This window comes from Sphingopyxis lindanitolerans (genome assembly GCF_002993885.1).
In the GTDB taxonomy this organism is placed as follows: Bacteria; Pseudomonadota; Alphaproteobacteria; order Sphingomonadales; family Sphingomonadaceae; genus Sphingopyxis; species Sphingopyxis lindanitolerans.
The window spans coordinates 1,852,050-1,872,145 of sequence record NZ_CM009578.1 but is presented as its reverse complement, the minus strand read 5'-3'; the positions used below and the strand labels follow the sequence as shown (position 1 = coordinate 1,872,145).

The 20,096-nt window shown below is 67.7% G+C and carries 15 protein-coding genes; 7 read left to right on the top strand and 8 right to left on the bottom strand.

Translation table 11 applies throughout. From position 1 onward, the window contains the following. Nucleotides 1–87 precede the first annotated feature (87 nt). The 5 genes from CVO77_RS09010 to CVO77_RS08990 all read right to left on the bottom strand — a co-directional run bounded on the left by CVO77_RS09010 (nucleotide 88) and on the right by CVO77_RS08990 (nucleotide 6,555). Complete coding sequence (locus CVO77_RS09010; RefSeq protein ID WP_146130840.1) at nucleotides 88–1,695, bottom strand: DUF1963 domain-containing protein; 1,608 nt, start codon at nucleotides 1,693–1,695, stop codon at nucleotides 88–90. 94 nt (nucleotides 1,696–1,789) lie between these two features. Further along, nucleotides 1,790–2,752, bottom strand: a complete 963-nt coding sequence (gene hemH / locus CVO77_RS09005; RefSeq protein WP_105998741.1) for a ferrochelatase — start codon at nucleotides 2,750–2,752, stop codon at nucleotides 1,790–1,792. Further along, nucleotides 2,752–5,040 (bottom strand): xanthine dehydrogenase family protein molybdopterin-binding subunit, encoded by a 2,289-nt coding sequence (locus CVO77_RS09000; protein WP_105998740.1) that lies wholly within the window; start codon nucleotides 5,038–5,040, stop codon nucleotides 2,752–2,754. Before CVO77_RS09000 ends, hemH begins: the two co-directional genes overlap by 1 nt. A 115-nt stretch (nucleotides 5,041–5,155) precedes the next feature. After that, the gene (locus CVO77_RS08995; RefSeq protein ID WP_105998739.1) at nucleotides 5,156–5,578 is read right to left on the bottom strand and encodes a CoA-binding protein; all 423 of its coding nucleotides are present in this window, start codon (nucleotides 5,576–5,578) and stop codon (nucleotides 5,156–5,158) included. Further along, nucleotides 5,578–6,555 (bottom strand): Mrp/NBP35 family ATP-binding protein, encoded by a 978-nt coding sequence (locus tag CVO77_RS08990; protein WP_105998738.1) that lies wholly within the window; start codon nucleotides 6,553–6,555, stop codon nucleotides 5,578–5,580. Before CVO77_RS08990 ends, CVO77_RS08995 begins: the two co-directional genes overlap by 1 nt. A 90-nt stretch (nucleotides 6,556–6,645) precedes the next feature. Between CVO77_RS08990 and hflK the strand changes: the two genes are divergently transcribed. From hflK to CVO77_RS08965, 5 genes are all read left to right on the top strand, one after another. Continuing rightward, nucleotides 6,646–7,827, top strand: coding sequence for a protease modulator HflK (hflK, locus tag CVO77_RS08985; protein WP_105998737.1), 1,182 nt, complete (start codon nucleotides 6,646–6,648; stop codon nucleotides 7,825–7,827). After that, a complete protein-coding gene (hflC, locus tag CVO77_RS08980; protein WP_105998736.1) occupies nucleotides 7,827–8,678 on the top strand; it encodes a protease modulator HflC in 852 nt (283 codons plus the stop codon). The genes hflK and hflC overlap by 1 nt, the downstream gene beginning before the upstream one ends. Nucleotides 8,679–8,818: 140 nt before the next feature. Continuing rightward, the gene (locus tag CVO77_RS08975) at nucleotides 8,819–10,315 is read left to right on the top strand and encodes a trypsin-like peptidase domain-containing protein (RefSeq protein ID WP_105998735.1); all 1,497 of its coding nucleotides are present in this window, start codon (nucleotides 8,819–8,821) and stop codon (nucleotides 10,313–10,315) included. A gap of 127 nt (nucleotides 10,316–10,442) precedes the next feature. Next, nucleotides 10,443–10,811, top strand: coding sequence for a VOC family protein (locus CVO77_RS08970; RefSeq protein ID WP_105998734.1), 369 nt, complete (start codon nucleotides 10,443–10,445; stop codon nucleotides 10,809–10,811). Between the two features lie 700 nt (nucleotides 10,812–11,511). Continuing rightward, entirely contained in the window at nucleotides 11,512–13,107 is a 1,596-nt protein-coding gene (locus tag CVO77_RS08965) for a helicase HerA-like domain-containing protein (protein WP_420822536.1), read from the top strand. 120 nt (nucleotides 13,108–13,227) lie between these two features. Here the strand turns inward: CVO77_RS08965 and CVO77_RS08960 are convergent, their stop codons facing one another. Continuing rightward, nucleotides 13,228–15,927, bottom strand: coding sequence for a M1 family metallopeptidase (locus tag CVO77_RS08960; RefSeq protein ID WP_105998733.1), 2,700 nt, complete (start codon nucleotides 15,925–15,927; stop codon nucleotides 13,228–13,230). Nucleotides 15,928–16,052: 125 nt separating this feature from the next. Between CVO77_RS08960 and CVO77_RS08955 the strand changes: the two genes are divergently transcribed. Then, nucleotides 16,053–17,339, top strand: a complete 1,287-nt coding sequence (locus tag CVO77_RS08955) for a cytochrome P450 (RefSeq protein ID WP_105998732.1) — start codon at nucleotides 16,053–16,055, stop codon at nucleotides 17,337–17,339. A 120-nt stretch (nucleotides 17,340–17,459) separates the two neighbouring features. Here the strand turns inward: CVO77_RS08955 and CVO77_RS08950 are convergent, their stop codons facing one another. Both CVO77_RS08950 and queF read right to left on the bottom strand, forming a co-directional pair. Next, nucleotides 17,460–17,870, bottom strand: a complete 411-nt coding sequence (locus CVO77_RS08950; protein ID WP_105998731.1) for an acyl-CoA thioesterase — start codon at nucleotides 17,868–17,870, stop codon at nucleotides 17,460–17,462. Between the two features lie 70 nt (nucleotides 17,871–17,940). Next, a complete protein-coding gene (gene queF / locus CVO77_RS08945) occupies nucleotides 17,941–18,411 on the bottom strand; it encodes a preQ(1) synthase (protein ID WP_105998730.1) in 471 nt (156 codons plus the stop codon). Between the two features lie 147 nt (nucleotides 18,412–18,558). Between queF and CVO77_RS08940 the strand changes: the two genes are divergently transcribed. Then, on the top strand, nucleotides 18,559–19,887 hold the full coding sequence (locus CVO77_RS08940; protein ID WP_105998729.1) for a hypothetical protein: 1,329 nt from the start codon (nucleotides 18,559–18,561) through the stop codon (nucleotides 19,885–19,887). The last annotated feature ends 209 nt before the right edge of the window (nucleotides 19,888–20,096 follow it).

Genomic DNA, 20,096 nt, shown 5'->3' with positions numbered 1-20,096 from the left:
AGCGGTTCTGGTCCTTGCCCGGATATGGACCCTAAGGCGCGGGGTCGCGCCTAGCAAGTTGACTGAAACGTCAAGGGAGAGAGGTGATTAGTCGCCTGCGAGCGCCCGCACCCGCGAGAAATCACCCGCGGCAAGATCGGCCTTGCGGATCGCGAAGATCAGCGAGCCGCCATCGGGGTGCGCAAGGCCGAGCAGGGCGCCGGGCGGCAGTTCGAGCATCACCACGTCGCGCTCGGCGTCGAAGCCGGATGCGCGGCGCGCGGGGAAATCGCCCATCCGGGCCACGCCGTCCGCCGCCATCGCCGTCCACAGCGGCTCGAAGAAGCCGCGCGCCGGGGCGGAAAGCCGGTCGGGATTGGCGCAATAGGCGTGCCGCGCATGGTCGAACAACAGGGCGCGATAGGCGTCGATCCACAGGTCGCCGTCGGGGCGGCGGCGGGTCAGCGGCAAGGCCAGCGTCTCGACCTCGTCCGCGCCATATTCGGGATCGGGGCGCGCGGTGACCCGCGTCCAGCGGATCGCGTGGAGCGCCGCCATCACCGCGGTCGCGTCGCTCGGCAGGAAGCCGGTGTCGGCGGCGGCGCTTTCGCGGATGATCGCGACGATCTCGGCCGTGCGCTCGGCGGCGCCGCGATTGGCTTCGGCGGCGTCGGCGATCGCCTGCGCCAGCTCGTCGCTGGCGTCCGCGGGCGGCACTCCGTCGGTGGGCAGCGCGAGAATGCGGCTTTCGAGAATGCGCGCCATCGCGAGCATCGAGGGCCAGTCGAACGGGTGAAAGGCGGGGTCGGCGATGTCATAATCCGCCGCGAGCAGCGCCCCCGCCGCATCGTCATCGCGCGGGCCGCCGGCTTCGGGGACCATATCGACCGGCCATTCGGGCAGCGCCCTGATGCTCAGCGCGGCCAATTCGGCGTCGTCGATTCCATGGGGGCGGAAACAGGCGGCCCCCACGGCGCGCGGCGGATCGCGCGGCGCGCCGTCTTCGGCCATGTGCAGCGCGGTCGCGGCGCCATTGTCGGGGTGGGTGAAAAAGGCGAGCCAGCCGGTGCGCGGGCCGAGCCCGTCCCACAGCATCGGCGGCAGGTCGGCGCAGGCGATCTGCGCGATGAAATCGCCTTCGCGGCCGTCGATCGTCGGCCAGGGGGCCGCGGCGGGAAGATTCGGGCGGCCGCCCATCCAGCTTTTGCGCAGAATCGCATCGCGCGGCGGAATCCGGGGCATCAGCCGGATACCGCCACCGGCCGGGGCCGGGTCGGCGAAATGGGCCTGCCGTTCGACCTCGGTCGCGAGCGCGTCGAGCGCCGTCTCGTCGAGCGCGGGGGCGGGCGGCGGCGATTCGGTGGGCGATTCTTCGGCCAGCGGCATGACGGCCGCCGGTTCGGGTTGCGGCTCGGCGATGCTCTCGGCGACCGGGGCGGGGTCATCGGCCCACACCGACTCGATCGGCCGGTCGATCGCGGCGCGGCTGATCCGGGCGAGCCGCGATGGCGCCATTTCGATCGGTTCGACTGCGGGTTCCTTGTTGCGCGCGAAGCCCGAAAAGCGGCTTTCGCGCGGTTCGCGCGCGATCTTTGGCATATTTGGCGCGGCGGGTTCGGGGCGCGGACGGCGCGCGCGCCACGCCGCGAACAGGAGGAACAGGAACGCCGCCGTTAAGCCGGCCAATATCAATGCCGCCCGATCGAGATCGTTCATGGCCCACCCTTTGTAAAGCGCGGCGTCGGCCAGATCCGACACCGCCAAAGGACAGTCTAATGCAAGGAGTTAAACAGGAGGTAAGCGTAAACCCTTAGAGCCATCCGGCGAGTTCGCGCCCGATGAGCGCTTCGAGCATCGTCATTCCCGCCGCGCTGTCGTTCAGGCAGGGCAGATAGGCGAAATGCCGCCCGCCCGCCGCCGCGAACCCCGCCTTGCCGCGAATCGCCAGCTCCTCGAGCGTTTCGAGGCAATCGGCGGCGAAGCCGGGGGCGATGACGGCGACGTCGCGGCCTTCGCGGCCCAGCCGCGCGAGTGTCGCGTCGGTTGCAGGCTCCAGCCATTTGGCGCGGCCGAAGCGCGACTGGAACGCGACCTCGACCGGCCGGCCCAGCGCCTCGGCGAGCAGGCGCGCGGTCGCCCGGCACTGGTCGTGATAGGGATCGCCAAGCGCGCGCGTCCGTTCGGGCATGCCGTGAAAGCTTGCGACCAGCGTGTCGGGGACGAAATCGAGCGCGGCGAGCCCCGCCGTGACCGACGCCTTGAGCGCGCCGATATAGGCCGGGTCGGCGGGATAGGGCGGAAGGAAGCGCAGCGCGGGCTGCCAGCGGAGCGTGGCGAGATGCGCGGTCACTGCGTCGACGACGGTGGCGGTCGTCGCGGCGCAATATTGGGGATAGAGCGGCGCGATCAGGATGCGGCGGCATCCCGCCGCCATCAGCGCGTCGATCGCGGGACCGATCGCGGGCGCGCCATAGCGCATCGCATGCGCGACGCGGGCGGTTTCACCGAGCGTGTCTTGCAGCGCCGCGGTTTGGCGCCGGGTAATCGCGGCGAGCGGCGATCCTTCGTCGGTCCATATCTGGGCATAGGCCTCTGCCGACTTGCGCGGCCGCGTTGGCAGGATGGCGCCGCGCAGGATCGGCTGCCACAGCAAGGCGGGAATTTCGACGACACGGGCGTCGGAGAGAAATTGTGCGAGATAGCGGCGCACCGCCGATGCCGTCGGCGCATCGGGGGTGCCGAGATTGACGAGCAGGACGCCGATGCAGGGCATCAGATCGGCTGCGCCGACAGCGGCAGGCGGCGGATGCGGTGCCCGGTCGCGGCGAACATCGCATTGGCGATGGCGGGGGCGACGGCGGGGACGCCGATTTCGCCGATCCCGCCGGGCTCGCGGTCGCTGTCGATGAATTCGATCAACAGCTCGGGGATTTGCGCGAGGTGCGGCAGGCCGAGCTGGCCCAGCTTGCGCGCGGTCGCGATGCCGCCTTCATAATCGGTCGTCGCGCCGACCGCCGCGGCAAGGCCGAAGATCAGCCCGCCCTCGACCTGCTGGCGCGCGATCGCCGGGTTCACCAGCCGCCCGGCATCGACCACCGCGACAAGCTGTTCGACCTGCAACCCCCGTTCGCTCGGCCGCGCGGTCGCGACCAGCGCGATATGGCTGCCGCGCATCGAATGACAGGCAAGACCCTGCGCGGTGCCCGATATCCCGCCCTCCCAGCCCGCGAGGCTGGTCGCGGTGAGCAGGCAGTGCGCGAGCAACGGCGATTTCCCGAGCATCGCCATGCGATAGGACAGCGCATCCGATCCCGCGCGCGCCGCCATCTCGTCGATGAAGCATTCGGTGAAGAAGGCGGTGTAGCTGTCGGCATTGCCGCGCCAGCGCGCCGTCGGCAGGCCGATATCGGCCGGGCAATGATCGACCGCGAAATGGCGGATGTCGTAAACGCGCGCCAGCCCCTCGATCGCTACCGCGTCGGGCGTGCCGGCGGCATCGCGCTGCGCGACGTCGGCGGGGGTGTTGTCGAACAATCGGGCGCGGACTTCATGGTTGGTCGGCGGCACCGCGATGCGCGCGACCAGCGCGTCGATGCCGCCCGCGGCGTCGAGCGTCGCGATCATCCTGGCGCGGGCCGGCGCGCGCGGAATGTCGCGCATGATCTCCTCGGCGCGCGACCAGGCGAGCTGAACCGGCCGCTTGATCTGCAAAGCGATGATCGCCGCCTGGACCGCGGCGCTATGGTCGAGGCAGGCGTCGAACGAGCCCCCCGCCATCACCGGGAACAGCGTGACGTCCGACGGCGCCAGCCCCGTCGCCTGCGCGACCGCGTCGCGGCACTGGGCGGGGGCCTGTGTCGCGACCCAGACGCGCAGCCGCCCGCCGTCGGGGGCGGCGGTCGCGGTGCGCGTCTCGATCGGCGCGTGGAGCGCGGGGGCGACGGCATAATGCGCCGCGACCTTGGTCCGCCCCTCCATCGCCTCGGCCACGTCGCCCTTCTTGACGATGCGATAGCCGTCGGCCTTGAGCGCGGCCGCCAGCGCCTTGTCGATCCGGCCCGAGGAGATGGGGGTTCCCGCGGTCTCGAACAGCGGTGCGAAATGGTCGAGCGCGCGGTTCGCCGCCCACCAATTGCGCGCGACCGCCGCGAACCAGCGCTCATGCTCGACGATATGGAGCAGGCCGGGCGATGCCATCCCCGCCTTGCGATCGATGCTCTTGAGCCGTGTCGCGCCGAGCGGGCCCTGGCGGATCGCGGCGAAGACCATGTCGGGCAGCCGGATATCGCCGGCATAATTGGCCGACCCGTCGACCTTTGACGGCAGGTCGAGCCGCGTCAGTTCCTTGCCATAGAGCGGGTCGGCGCTCGCGGCGCGATAGACCGGCTCGGCGGGCGGTTCGAGCAGTGCGGCGGCGGCCGCCACATCGCCGAAGCGCAGTTTCTTCTGGCCAAGGGTGACGAAGCCGCCCTCGGTGTCGCATTGCTCCCAATCGGCGTCCCAGCGCCGCGCCGCCGCCATCATCAGCAGTGCGCGCACCTGCGCGGCGGCGTCGCGGCACGGCCCCTCGAACATCCGCACCGACGAGCTGTTCGCGGTCAGCATCACCGCATGGCGCACCGCCCATTCGCGCCGCGCCCAGCCGCGCACGTCGGACACGAAATCGGGGACGAGGCGGCGCGGAGTGAAGACCGCGCTATCCTCGTCGACGACCAGCGTGTTGGTGTAGAGCGGGTTGATCGGCGCGGTCTCGACCGCGATCGTCCGCCAGTCGGCGCCGAGTTCATCGGCCATGATCTGCGGCAGCAGCGTGGTGACGCCCTGGCCCATCTCGCATTGCGGGACGACCATGGCGATATGGCCATCCTCGCCGATCTTGAGGAAAGCGTTGAAGATATGCTCGCCGCGTGCGGCGGTGAGGTTGGGCGCATAGGCGCGCGGCCAGAAGGTCCAGGCGAGCGCCAGCCCGCCGGTCGCGGTCGCGCCGATCAGGATCTGACGGCGGCTGACATGCGGCAGCCGCGTGCCGCTTTGCCCCACCTTGTCCCTGATGCCCGTCATCGCAGACGCTGATAGTCGGCGCGGTTAAGCGAGGCAAAGGCTTTCCGGTTAAATCGGCATCACCTCAATTCCGCTCGACACGAACGGGAAAAGGGACGGGCTTATATGCGCCGCTTTACCGCAGCAACCCCAGCCGCGGAATCTCGACCTTGGGACAGCGGTCCATGACGACGACCAGCCCCGCCGCTTCGGCGCGCTTCGCCGCCGCCTCGTCGATCACGCCGATCTGCATCCACACCGCCTTTGCGCCGTGAACGATCGCCTCGTCGACCGCCGCACCCGCGTCGGCGCTGTTGCGAAAGATATCGACGATTTCGGCGGGCGGCTCGACATCGGCGAGGGTCGCGACGACGGGGGCGCCGTGGATCGTCTTGCCGGCATGGCCGGGGTTCACCGCGATTACGTCATGCCCTTGGCGGATCAGGAAGGCGAGTATCTCGTTCGACGCGCGCGCCGGATTGGGCGAGGCGCCGACGACGGCGATGCGGCGCGGCCGGCCCAGCAGTTCACGAATTTCGGCCTCATCGTTGATCGCCATCATTTGCCCTTTCGCGCCGCGAGCCAATCGGCGACCTTCGCCGCTATCGCGTGGAACGGCTCGCCGAGCGGGTCGGTTCCGGCCGCCGGGGGCACGCCGCCGTCGCTCGCGAGGCGAAGCCCCATCGACAGCGGGACGCGGCCGAGGAAGTCGAGCCCCATCGTCTTCGCCGCCGCCTCGGCACCGCCGCTGCCGAACGGGTCGCTGACCTCGCCGCAGTGCGGACAGGCATAGCCCGCCATATTCTCGACCAGCCCGATCATCGGCACATCGGCCTGCTCGAAAAAGCTGATCGCGCGCGTCGCGTCCATCAGCGCCAGATCCTGCGGGGTCGAGACGATGACGGCGCCCGTGGGCTTGTGCTTCTGGATCATCGTCAACTGGACGTCGCCGGTGCCGGGCGGCAGGTCGACGATCAGCGTGTCGATGTCGCCCCAGCTTGCATCGACAAGCTGTTCGAGCGCCTTGCCCGCCATCGGCCCGCGCCACGCGATCGCCTGCCCCGGCGCGGCGATCTGCCCGGTCGAGAGCATCGGCACGCCATAGGCGTTGGGGACGGGGACGAGCTTCGACCCGCGCGCTTCGGGCTTCACGCCCTCGCTGTCCATCAGGCGCGGTTGCGAGGGGCCATAGATGTCGGCATCGACCAGCCCGACCTTCACCCCGCGGCGCTGGAGCGCGACCGCGAGGTTGGCGGCGAGCGTCGACTTGCCGACCCCGCCCTTGCCGCTGCCGACCGCGATCAGCGTCAGCCCCTTGCGCTCGGCGGTCATCGCGACGCGCACCGAAGTGACGCCGGGCCGGGCGAGGAGCCCGGCGCGCAGCTTTTCCTCGAGCGGTTTGCGGTCTTCGTCGGCGAGCCCCGTGACGTCGAGGACGATCGCGAGCGTGCCGTCGCCGTCGAGGAAGCGAAGGCCCGAGGTGCGTCCGGCGGTGAGATCGGTGGCGATGCTGGCGAGGGGAGCGGTGTCGGTCATGCCTTGGGCAGATAGGCGCGACGCGAGTGAAAGCCAGCCATTTTCTCTTGCCCCCTGTTAATCGCGCTGGTCCTCCCTATAAAAGCAGGCATGAGCAATAAAAGTGACGGCAGGATGGCAGGCCGCTTCCCGAGGGGGATGCGGCAGTTTTTCCATCAGATCAGCCAAATGGCGAACAGTCCCTGGGGCAGCGGTCCGAAAGGCGGCGGCGACGGCGGCAAGGATGACGGCGGCGACCGCAGCGGCCCGCGCAATCCGTGGGTGACGCCCGATCCCGCCGATTCGGCGCGCGGGCGCAAACCGCGCGGACCCTCGGCGCTCGACGAATTGCTGCGCAAGGGGCGCGGCAGCTTCGGCGGCGGCGGTTCGGGGGGCGGATCGGACGGCTTCAACTTCGGCGATTCGGCGAAGGTCTGGAAATGGGGCATCGCCGCCTTGGTCGGGGCGTGGTTCGTCTTTTCCTCCTTCCACATCGTGCCGCCCGAAAAGGAAGGCGTCGTCACCCGTCTCGGCAGCTATTCGCGCACCGTCGGTCCGGGCGTCAAATTCACCTGGCCGGCGCCGATCGAACGGATTCGTCTGGAGGACGTCCGCGCGATCCGCACGATGCAGATCGGATCGCCCAATGCGACCGACGAGAATTTCGTGCTGACGCGCGACCAGAGCATCGTCGACCTTGCCTATGAGGTCCGCTGGTCGATCCGCGATCCCGAACTCTATATCTTCCAGCTCGCCGACCCCGACGGAACGCTCCGCGAGGTTGCCGAAAGCTCGATGCGCGCGACGGTCGCCAATTTCGACCTCGTCCAGGCGATCGGCCCGGGGCGGGTCGAGATCGAGCGGCAGGTGCAACTGCGGATGCAGGCGCTGCTCGACCAGTATCGCGCCGGGGTGACGATCCAGGGCATCGCGATCCGCCAGGCCGATCCGCCGAGCCAGGTCGACGAGGCGTTCAAGGAAGTGACCGCCGCGCGCCAGAAGCGCGAATCGGACATCAACCTCGCGCGCGCCTATGAGCAGCAGGTGCTCGAGCGCGCGCGCGGCGACACCGCGGCGTTCGACAAGATTTATGAACAATATAGGCTCGCGCCGGGGGTGACCCGCAAGCGGCTCTATTATGAAACGATGGAGGGCGTGTTGTCGAATACCGACAAGACGATCGTCGAAGCCCCCGGGGTGGTCCCCTATCTGCCGCTGCCCGAAATCCAGCGGCGGGCGAATGCGGCCCCCGAAGCCGCGGCGCCCGAAGCCGCGCCGAAGGGAGGTCAGTGATGTTCGAGACTCTGACCCGTCACCCGCTGCGCCTGCTCGTCGGCACCGTCGCGCTGCTCGTCATCCTGTCGCAGACGCTCGCGATCGTTCCCGAGGACAAGCAGGCGCTGATCCTGCGTTTCGGCGAGATCGAGCGCACCGTGAACCGCTATAATCCGAAGGAGAGTTTCGGCCATTCGGGCGCCGGCCTCGTCGTGCGCGTGCCCTTCACCGATGGCATCCAATATATCGACAAGCGCATCCTCGGCATCAACATGGAGCGCCAGCAGGTGCTCTCGACCGACCAGCAAAGGTTGCAGGTCGATGCCTTCGCGCGCTTTCGCATCACCAATCCGGTGCGCATGTACACCGCGATCCGCACCGAGGAAAAACTGCAGCAGCAGCTTGCGACGATCCTCGGCTCGTCGCTGCGCAACGAGCTTGGCAAGCGCACCTTCGCGACCTTGCTGTCGCCCGAACGCGGGCAGGTGATGGATAATATCCAGGTCGCGCTCAACCGCGAGGCCAATAAATATGGCGCCGAAATCATCGACGTGCGGATCAAGCGCGCCGACCTGCCCGAAGGCGCGACGCTCGAGGCGGCCTATAACCGGATGCGCACCGCGCGCCAGCAGGAAGCGATCACGATCCGCGCCGAGGGACAAAAGGAAGCACAGATCATCCGCGGCAACGCCGACGGCGAAGCGGCGCGCATCTATTCGGCGAGTTTCGGCAAGGATCCCGAATTCTATGATTTCTATCGCGCGATGCAGAGCTATCGGCAGACCTTCCTGGGCGAAAACAACCAGGGCACGACGTCGGTGATCCTGTCGCCCAACAATGAATATCTGCGACATTTCAAGGGCGGGTGAGGGGCCTTCGGCGAATGAACGAAAGCTGCAGGCCCCGTTCATGTTCAAATGAGGTTCAGCCGACGCCGAGCAGATAGCGTCGCGCCGGGATTAAGGGTTTCGACCCTGGGATTTTTCGCAAGAGAAAAGGAATTGCGATCGTGCGTTATGTTTATGGCATCACTTCGGCCCTGCTGATGGGCGGCACGGCGCTGGCGCTGGTCACCCAATCCCCCGTGATCGCGCAGGTCGCGCAGAACGAGAGCAGCGAGATCGCGAAGGCGGTGCCGCGCGCCGGCGCCCCCGAAAGCTTTGCCGACCTCGTCGAACAGCTCCAGCCCGCGGTGGTCAACATCTCGACCAAGCAGGAAGTCACGCTCGGCGTCCGGCTCGATCCCTTCGCGGGAACGCGCGAACCGGTGACGCAGGAACAGCAGGGCGGCGGCTCGGGCTTCCTGATCTCCGACGACGGCTATATCGTCACCAACAACCATGTCGTCACCGGCGGCCCGCGCGGCGATGCGGTCAATCTGGTCTCGGTCACGCTGACCAACGGCAAGGAATATAAGGCGCGGATCGTCGGCCGCGACGTCGCCTCCGACCTCGCGCTGCTCAAGATCGACGCGACGGGCATGCCCTTCGTCAAGTTCGGCGACAGCGCCAAGGCGCGCGTCGGCGACTGGGTCGTCGCGATCGGCAACCCGCTCGGCCTCGGCTCGACGGTGACCGCGGGGATCATCTCGGCGGTCCAGCGCAACCTTGGCGGCGGCGGCGCCTATGACCGCTATATCCAGACCGACACCGCGATCAACCGCGGCAATTCGGGCGGCCCGCTGTTCGACCTGCACGGCAATGTCGTCGGCATCAACAATATGCTGATCTCGCCCGTCGGCGCGAACATCGGCGTCAATTTCGCGATCCCCGCCGAAGCGGCGATTCCGGTGATCAACGCGCTCAAATCGGGCGAGAAGATCGAGCGCGGCTATCTCGGCATCGGCATCGCGCCGGTCGACGAGGATCTGGCGGCGGCGCTCGGCCTGCCCAAGGAACGCGGCGAATTCGTCCAGCGCGTCGAGGATGACGGCGCGGCGGCGAAGGCGGGCCTCAAGCGCGGCGACGTCGTGACCAAGATCAACGGCAAGGACGTGACCCCGTCGCAGACCCTGTCCTATCTCGTCGCCAATACCAAGCCCGGCACGCGCATCCCGATCGAGGTCGTGCGCGACGGCAAGACGCTGACGCTCAATGCGGTCATCGGCACGCGCCCACCCGAAGAGCAGCTCGCGGGCACGAGCTTCGATCCCGAGGACGAACAGGCGATGCCCGACGACCCGAAGGGCACCGCCGACACCACGATCCAGACCGAACTCGGCCTCGCCGTGCAGACGCTGACGCCCGATATCGCGCGCGCCATCGGCGTCGATACGGGCACCAAGGGACTCGTGATCGGCGCCGCCTCGGCGAACAGCGACGCCGGGCGCAAGGGGCTGCGTCGCGGCGACGTGATCGTCACCGCCAACCGCGCGCCGGTGACGAGCAGCGACGCACTCGCCAAGGTCATTGCCGACGCGAAGAAGGCAGGCCGCGATGCGGTGCTGCTCGAAATCCTGCGCCGCGGCGGCCCCTCGGCCTTCATCGCGATCCGCATCAAGAGCTGATCCTCGCCGCGCATCGCGCGGTGGAACAGAAGAGCGCCGCGACCTACGGGTCCGGCGCTCTTTTTCTTTGCCGGTCGGTGTAAATGTTCCTATAATGTTCCTGTTTTAACGAGTCGGGAGAAACAGGATGATCGGATATGTGACGCTGGGGACCAACGACCTTGCCAGGGCGGCGGTTTTCTATGACGCGATCGCCGGCGAATTGGGCGTGCCGCGGATGATGGATTATGACGGCTTCATCGCCTGGGGCAAGGAGGGCGGCGGGGCCGGCATCGGCCTGACGCGGCCTTTCGACGGCCAGGCGGCGACGGTGGGCAATGGCGTGATGGTCGCGCTGGCGGCGAAGGACAAGGACCAGGTCCACCGCCTCTACGACATCGCGCTTGCCAATGGCGGCACCTGCGAAGGTCCTCCGGGCCCGCGCGGCGAAGGCTTCTACGCCGGTTATTTCCGCGACCCCGACGGCAACAAGCTCAACGCCTTCCTCATGGGGTGAGGGGCGTCGGTTTGGCGGTGGGGAGCGGCCGTTGAAGGATGGCGCTGATGTGCCCTCCCGCAAGCGGGAGGGGCAGCGAGACTTGCGAACTTGTTCGCTAGCCGCAGCGGGGTGGGCCATTGCGACGCCGCTGCCCACCCCCAACCCCTCCCGCCTGCGGGAGGGGAGAGCAGCCGTCCGCAATCAGTCGATTGCAGGCTTTAAACCTCGTCATGCTGAACTTGTTTCAGCATCCATGGCCTGAGTTCGCGTCCAACGCCGCGCCGAAGGAGACGCTAGGCCATGGATCCTGAAACAAGTTCAGGGTGACGATGAAAGAGATGTCGCCTTCCAGTCGAAACCCGCCCGCCCCCTCCCACCCGAAATCGCTTTCCTATTATGCGCGGCCATGATCTATCCCTTCGGATGATCTCATCCGCCCCGCATGCGATGATTTTGCCCGCCGATCGGCCCTTGCCGCCTCGCGGCTCCTTAAAGCCACAAAAGCCACAATTTGGGCGCGTCGATGCGGGGCTTTTGTGTCCTTAAGCGCCTTCATCCCGGCCGCGTTTTCGCGATTTGCGAGTGAAGTTGCGCAGTTCTCCGCCATTTCCTGCCCGACCATCGCCCCGCGCGGTCGCCGCGCGCGGCTTTGCCGATTGCCCGACGCGGCATGCCGCTCTAAGCCTTTGACCGGGTGCCCACAGTGGAGGATTGCATAGTGAGCGACGGCAGCGACGCGACCGAAATCTATATTGGCCTTGGCGGAGGCGGCGTGCCCGATGGGCCGCGCCAGTCGCTGGTGCTGAAGCGCGCGAACCGCCACGGGCTGATCGCGGGGGCGACCGGCACCGGCAAGACGGTGACCTTGCAAGGGCTGGCCGAGGGGTTTTCGGCGGTCGGCGTTCCGGTGTTCGTCGCCGACGTGAAGGGCGATCTGGCCGGGATGGCGATGGCGGGCAGCCCGACCGCGAAGACGCACGAGGCCTTTGCCAAGCGCGCGGCGGAGATCGGCGATACCGACTGGGCCTATCGCGACAATCCGGTGATCTTCTGGGATTTGTTCGGTGAACAGGGACATCCGATCCGCACCACCATCTCCGAAATGGGACCGCTGCTGCTCGCGCGATTGATGGGGCTGAACGAGGTGCAGGAAGGCGTGCTCGCGATCGCGTTCCGCATCGCCGACGAGCAGAATATGCTGCTTCTCGACCTCGGCGACCTGCAGGCGATGCTCGTCTGGTGCGCCGAGAATGCCGACGAGCTGACGACCAAATATGGCAATGTGTCGAAAGCGACCGTCGGCACGATCCAGCGGCAATTGCTGACGCTCGAGACGCAGGGCGGCGCCCATTTCTTCGGCGAGCCCGCGCTCGACATCCAGGACATGATCCGCCTCGACGACAATGGCCGCGGCTATGTCAACATCCTCGCCGCCGACAAGCTGATGGCGAGCCCCAAGCTCTATGCGACCTTCCTGCTGTGGCTGCTGTCCGAAATGTTCGAGACGCTTCCCGAGGTCGGCGATCCCGACAAGCCGAAGCTCGTCTTCTTCTTCGACGAGGCGCATCTGCTGTTCGACGACGCCCCGCCCGCGCTGACCGAGAAGATCGAACAGGTCGTGCGCCTGATCCGTTCAAAGGGGGTCGGCGTCTATTTCGTCACCCAAAACCCGATCGACGTGCCCGAGGCGGTCGCGGGCCAGCTCGGCAACCGCGTCCAGCATGCGCTGCGCGCCTTCACCCCGCGCGACCAGAAAGCGGTCAAGGCCGCCGCCGACACCTTCCGCCCGAACCCCAAGGTGAATGTCGAGCGCGAGATTACCGAGCTCAAGGTCGGCGAGGCGCTCGTTTCGTTGCTGATGGCCGACGGGGCGCCGTCGCCGGTCGAACGCACCCTGATCAAGCCGCCTTGCTCGCGCGCCGGTCCGCTCGACGTCAAGGAACGCGCGATCATCAAGTCGATTTCGCCCGTCGCCGACAAATATGACACGCCGATCAATCGCGAAAGCGCCGAGGAACTGCTCGCCGCCAAGGCCGAGCAGGCGCAGGCCGCCGCGGTCGAAGCGAAGGCGCAGGTCGAGGCCGACAAGCAGGCGGCGATCGCCGCGAAGGAAGAGGCGAAGCAGAAGGCCGCCGAGGAGCGCGTGCGGCTTCAGCAGGAAAAGGTCGCGGCGCGCGAAGCGGCGAAGCCTTCGATGACCGAGAAGATGGTGCAATCGGCGGCGCGCTCGGCGGCGACGAGCATCGGGCGGCAGGTCGCGGGCAAACTTGGCGGTCAACTGATGCGCGGGATTTTGGGCAGCTTGTTCAAATAGGGAGCAGATCTACCCTTCTGTAGTCGTCACCCCGGCGAAGGCCGGGGTCTCACCGTCCCGTCCTGCCGAGCCGTCGAGATCCCGGCCTTCGCCGGGATGACGGTAGAGTTGTTCGCAAGCCTATTTCCCCTTCAGCCAGCCCTCGACTTCGCCCTTGATGCGCGGGCGGCTGGTGCGGCGTTCCTTGAGCGCCGCGATCGTCTTGTCATAGGGTTTGCGGACATCGGCCGACAGCGGCGCGGCGATCGCTTCGAGGGTGGCGATCATCGCCGGGTCGGTCGACGACGCCGCGAGCCCGGCGAGGAAGCGCGCCCGCGCCGACGCATCGATCAACGCATCGACCGCCGCCTGATTCGCCTGCGCGAAGGCGACCGCCATTTCGGCGTGGCGGCGCGCGACCGTGCCGATGATCGCGGCGCTCGTCGTCTTGCCCGGCTCGTCGGTCAGCGCGAGGTCGAGCGCGCGCTTGGCGAGCTTCGCGTCCTTGGCATTGCCGAGCAGGGTGTAGAAGGCGCTGCGTTCGACCGCCGATTTCGAACCCTTTGCCAGGGCGCGCAGCCTGTCCCACTCGGCCGCGCCGGCGTTCGCCGCGACGATGCCGAGCCAGCGCGATTTGAGCGGGCCGTCGAGCGCGGCGGGGTCGCGGTCGAGCAAGGCGAAGCGGCGAAGGGCCTCGGCGCGGATCTTCGCGTCGCCGATCGTCCCGAGCGCGCCCAGCAGTTCGGAGCGCAGCACCCCGTCGAGCGCGGGCTCGCCCGGCCGCGCGTCGAACCCAAGCCGCCGCATCGCGGGCGCCAGCGCCGCGCTGCCCAGCATCGTGATCTGCTTTTGAACCGCCGGCTGATCGTCGAAGAGCGTATAGAGCGCCTCGTACCGGCTCGCGACGTCGCCGATCAGTTTCGGATTGGCATCGCGCGGCGCCGCGGCGAGCAGGTCGAGCGCGGCCCCCATCGGCTGATAGCCTGCATAAGCGAGCGCGAAATTGTCGCCGAGCAGCCCGAGCTGGTCGATCGGCGCGAGGCTGGCGAAGCGGCCGCGCAGCGCGGCGAGCGCGGCGGGCGAATAGAGGGTGCGATAATAGCCCGCCTGCCCGGCGTTGATCAGCACCGGCCTGCAGCCGGGCAGTGTCAGCGTCCCGGCGCCGCCGGTGACGACCTGCCGCGACACCGCGCCGTCGCCGGCGCGCGCCAGCACCGGCACCCGCCAGCGGCGCCCCTCGGCATCGATGCTGTCCTTGCGGTCGCGCGAAAACTCGCTCTGCGTCAGCGAAACGGTCGTGGTGCCGCCCGCGCAGGTCGCGGCGCCGACGCGCAGCAGCGGGATTCCGGGCTGGTTGGTGAAATCATGCGCGATTCCTGTCAGGCCCGTCGCCCCAGCCGCCTCGACCGCGCGCCACAGATCGTCGGTGCGCGTGTTGCCATATCGATGCTGCGCCACATAGGCGCGCAGGCCGCCCCGCCATTTGTCGGCGCCGGCATAGGCCTCGAGCATCGTGATCACCGCTTCGCCCTTCTGATAGGTGATCGCGTCAAAAGCCTGATTGCTGTCCTCGACGGTGCGGATCGTCTGGACGATCGGGTGCGTCGTCGCAAAGGCATCGAGCCCCATCGCCGCCTCGCGCCCGCCGACGCGGTCGAGCAACGGCTGCCAGTCGGGGTGGAAATGGTCGCTCGCCTTGGTCTCCATCCAGCTCGCGAAACCTTCGTTGAGCCACAGATCGTCCCACCACGCCATGGTGACGAGATCGCCGAACCATTGGTGCGCGACCTCGTGCGCCTGCACGGCATAGATCGCCTGCCGTGTCGCATCGCTGGTGATCTTCGGATCGTCGAGCAGGATGCGTTCGAAGGTGAAGATCGCGCCCCAATTCTCCATCGCGCCGAAGAATTGTGACTGGCCGGGCCCCGCGACATTGTCGAGCTTGGGCAGCGGATAGGGCTGGCCGAAATAATCGGCATAATAAGTGAGCAGGGGCGCCAGACTGTCGAGCGCAAAACGCGCCTGCTCGCCCGATCCCCTGGGCGAGACGATGCCGACCTCGGCGCCGCTTTCGCTCTTCTTGGCGAGCCGCTCAAAGGGGCCGGTCGCGAAGAAGAGGAGGTAGGACGACATTTTCGGCGAAATCTGGAAGGTCACCTTCTTCCTGCCGCCCTCGACCGGCGTTTCGTTCGCCGCGGGCATGTTGCTGACCACGAGATCGTCCGCCGGGACGATCGCCGACAGGCTGAAGGTCGCCTTGTAGCTCGGCTCGTCGAAGCTCGGGATGAAGCGGCGTGCGTCGGACGCCTCGAACTGGGTGAACAGCCCGCGCGTGTCGGCGCCCGTCGTCTTGTCGGGATAGTCGAGGGCGAAGAGGCCGTTGGCCTGGGTGTTGATGACGCCGCTATAGCGCGCATCGAGGCGGTAGGTGCCCGGCGCGATCGGCGCGGGGGCGGTGAAGGTCACCGTCTGCGCTTCGGCGTCGGTCGCGGCGGTCAGCAGCACCGGCTTGCCGTCGGGGCCGGTCAGCGCCGCGTCGGTAAAGGTGAGATCGAGCGCGTTCATCACGATCGTGGTCGAGGGCGCGTAAAGTTCGAGGTCGATCCCCGCTTCGCCGGTGAAGCTCAATGCCTTTGCGTCGGGTGTGACGCTGATATCATAATGGAGCGGGCGTGCGATGCGCGGCAACTGGCTCGGCACGCTGGCGTCGAGGGGGGCGCCGGTCGGCGCGGGCATCAGCGCGGCGGGCGCGGGCGGCGCGACCCCCGGCTGCGCGGCGCAGGCGGCGAGGCCGAGCGACGAGACGGCGGCAACAAGCAGATGGCGCGTCGAAATTTTCATGGTTGCGATCCCCCGGATATGATCCGCCCCAGGCTATGCCCATGCCCGGCGCGGCGCAACGCCCCCTTTCGGCAAGCGGTCCATGGCTCTCGACAGACGGCAAAAACTGGGGCAGCTTGGGTTGCATGACAAAACCTATCCTGCCCAAAGCGGTGTCCGCCGCCGTCGTCGATCCGGCCGCTTATGGCGAGTGGAACGGCCTGCACGAACAGCTCGCCTGGGCGCGCGCCAACGCGCCGCTGGCGGTCGCCGAGAATAGCGATCACGATCCTTTCTGGCTGGTGACGCGCCATGCCGACATCATGGCGATCGGCCGCGATCCGCAGCATTTTGCGAACGGCATCCGGCCGACGGTGCTGACCAATCGCGACGGCGAGGCACTGGCGCGCGCGGCGACGCCGGGGGGCGACGGCCACCTGATCCGCTCGCTGGTACAGATGGATGCGCCCGATCACATGAAATATCGCTTGCTGACGCAGAGCTGGTTCATGCCGAAGAATCTGCGGATCGTCGAGGATCGCATCCGGCAGATCGCGCGCGATACCGTCGACCATATGCTCGAATCGGGCGGGACATGCGATTTCGCGCGCGATGTCGCGGCGCATTATCCGCTCCGCGTCATCATGGATATTCTCGGCGTTCCCGCCGAGGACGAACCGCGGATGCTGATGCTGACGCAGCAGCTTTTCGGGTCGACCGACCCCGAACTCAACCGCAACAAGGTCGAAATAACGAGCGCCGAGCAGGCGATCGCGATGCTCCATTATGTCATCGCCGATTTCGAAAATTATTTCCGCGAACTCACCGCCGATCGCCGGGCCAACCCGCGCGAGGACATCGCGACGGTGATTGCCAATGCGACGATCGACGGCGGCCAGATTCCCGACCGCGAACTCGCCGGCTATTATATGATCGTCGCGACCGCCGGACACGACACGACGAGCGCGTCGACCGCGGCGGCGATCATGGAGCTGGCGAAGAATCCGGCGCTGTTCGCGCGCTTTCGCGATGCCGAGGCCGAGAAGGCCGGGCTGATCGAGGAGGCGATCCGCTGGGCGACGCCGGTCCAGCATTTCATGCGCAGTGCGCGCGCGGATGTCGAGATCGGCGGGCAGACGATCCGCGAAGGCGACTGGCTGATGCTCAACTATGTCTCGGCCAACCGTGACGAGGCGATCTTCGACGCCCCCTTCGCCTTCGACCCCGACCGGACGAAGAACCAGCAGATCGCCTTTGGATTCGGCGCGCATGTCTGCCTGGGCCAGCATCTCGCGCGGATGGAGATGCGCATCCTGATGGAGGAATTGCTGCCCTGCGTGAAAAGCATCGAACTTGCGGGCGAGCCAGCGCGGGTCGAGTCGGTGTTCGTGGGGGGGCTGAAGCGGCTGCCGATCCGGTTCGAGGCGGCGTGACGGTGGAAGGTCGCTGACAAGTGGGTGATGACCTATCCATCATCGTCCTGCTGAAACAAGTTCAGCATGACGAAATTGAAAAGCAGCGCTCCTCCCTAGCGGACGGCGGCGAAGTGCTATTTAGACCTTCTCGCCCGGAAAGAAGCGCGCGATCACGTCGCTCGCCAGCCGCGCCGGACGCAGCGTTTCGGCGTCGATGCAGCACCAGCTCGACTTGACCTCGGCGAGCACATCCTCGCCGCGCTTGATGATCGTTTCGTAAAAGGCGCGCGCGCCCTGGACCTTTTCGAGGATGACGGTCGCGATGACCTGATCGTCGAGGAAGGCGGGACGGCGATAGGTGATCTCGTGCTTCAGCGCGACCCACAGATGCGCCGCGACCGCATCGGGCGGCGCGATCTTGCGCCAGTGCGCCAGCACCGCGTCCTGCACCCAGCTCAGATAATGGGCGTTGTTGACATGCCCCATGAAGTCGATCGCATCGGGACCGACCTTGATGTCATGATCGTGGGGAAGGGCGGCGCTGGTCATAAAGTTGACACTAGTGTCAATTGTCGAAGACGGAAAGATGAAATTCGATGAATTTTGTTGAAAAATCCGATTACCCGCGCCCGCGATAGGGTGCGACGCCCTGATCGGGGAGCCACAGCCCCTCGGGCGGCGCGCCCGATTGCCAGAAGACGTCGATCGGAATGCCGCCGCGCGGATACCAGTAACCACCAATGCGCAGCCATTTCGGGCGCATCTCGTCGAACAGGCGGCGGCCGATGCCGACGGTGCAATCCTCGTGGAATCCGGCATGATTGCGGAAAGCGCCGAGGAAGAGCTTGAGGCTTTTCGATTCGACGATCGTCTCGCCCGGTGCATAGTCGATGACGAGATGCGCGAAATCGGGCTGGCCGGTCACCGGGCAGAGCGACGTGAACTCGGGCGCGGCGAAGCGGACGAGGTAGAGGTCGCCGACGCGCGGATTGGCGACATAGTCGAGGATCGCGGCCTCGGGCGAGGCAGGCAGTTCGCTGGGCTGGCCGAGATGTTTGGGCCGAAGCGGGGGATGGCTGGAATCGGACATGGAAACCGTCTAGTGCGCAGCGCGGCCCCTGTCATCCCAGAGTCATCCCGGAGTCATCCCGGATCACGGGCGAACGACGGCGGGCCGCAGTTCAGCGTCGATTCAGCGGCGCGCGTCGATGGCCATTTCGGGATTGCGGGTTCAAGGATGACGGTGCGGACAATCGGGCGAAGGGAAAGGGCGGCGGGCCTGTCGCTGGCGGCATTGGCGGCTTCGCTGATGCTGGGCGGACTCCCGCCGGTGGCGGCGCAGACCGATCAGCCGACTCCGGCGCCGACGCCCGCGCCTTCCTCGACCTTCCGCCTGCCGCCCGCCGACGATGGGCGCGCCTCGGGCGTGCAGGGGCCGTCCGACAACGGCCTCCCGCCCCTCGCGCCCGGCGAACGGCGCGGCCCGCAGACCCCGGCGCCGACTCCCACGCCCACACCGCCCGTGGTGGTTCCGACCCGGCCCGCGACGCCGACGCCCACCCCGGCGGCGTCGGCGCCCGCCGCGCGCCGCGAACCGCCGCCCGCGCCCGGCGCGACGGCGCGCGCCGCGTCCGAACCCGCTACCAGCGCACCCGTTTCGGCGGCTCCCGTCACCGCCGCGCCCGAATCGGCAGCGCCGGCCGTCGAAGCGCCGTCCCCCGCGACGCCCGGTTTCTCGGTCGATCCGACCGCGCCGGTGCCCGGATCATCGCCCGACGAGGGCGCGGCTCCGGCGACCGATGGGAACGGCAATCCGCCGCTCTGGGCCTGGCTGCTCGCCGGACTCGTCGCGGCGGGAGTCGGCCTTTGGTATTGGCGCCGCCGCCCCGTGCTTGCAGATGATGCGTCCAGCGAGTTCGAGGCGCCGCCGCCTGCGCCGCGCACCGCCGGTCCGGTCCCCGCACCGCGTCCGCAGCCCGCCGCGCCGGTGGCCCCGCGAGTCCCCTCGCCGTCGATCCCGTCGCCGCTCGTCATGCGCCCGATGGCCGAACGGCGCGCGCAGGTGGCGATGGCGCTCGACATTCGCGGTATCCGCATGACGAGCGAGCAGTTGATCGTCGCCTTCACGCTCAATCTGCGGAACGAGGGGCCGATCGCGGCGAGCGGCCTGCTGATCCGTATCGCGCTCAACCAGGGGGCGGCGATGACCGAGCCGGTGCTGGCGCGCTTCTTCGACGGCGCGGGCGGCAGCATCTTGCGCGACGACATGATTCTCGCGCCCGGCGCGGGCGAGCAGATCGCAACCGAAGTCATGCTGCCGCGCGCCGCGGTCGAACCGCTGATGATCGGTGGCAAGCCGATGCTGATCCCGGTACTCGTCTTCGACGTCACCTATCATTGGGATGGCGAGGGCGACGCCTTTGGGCAGAATGCCGGCAGCTTCGTGCTCGGCCGCGAGCAGGGCGCGAGCGGGAGCGAAAAGCTCGCGCCGCTGCCGCTCGATCATCCCAATCTGGTCGTCAACCGGCCGGGCGCGCGCACGACCGCGATCCGGCGCAGCCAATAGAGCGTTTTCAAGTCGGGTGGAATCACCGGGCGACTCGGAAAACACGGCAAAGCGGGAATCGGGAGCGCCGGTTTCGATGCGACCAAAACCGAACGCGCTCCAGCCTTTTTTGTTGCGGCGCAGCATGGACTGGGGCAGACCGCGACCGTGCTTGAAAAAGGGCACGCCGGGGCATAGGCTCACCCTCCCCGGAAAGAAGACAGCGACGC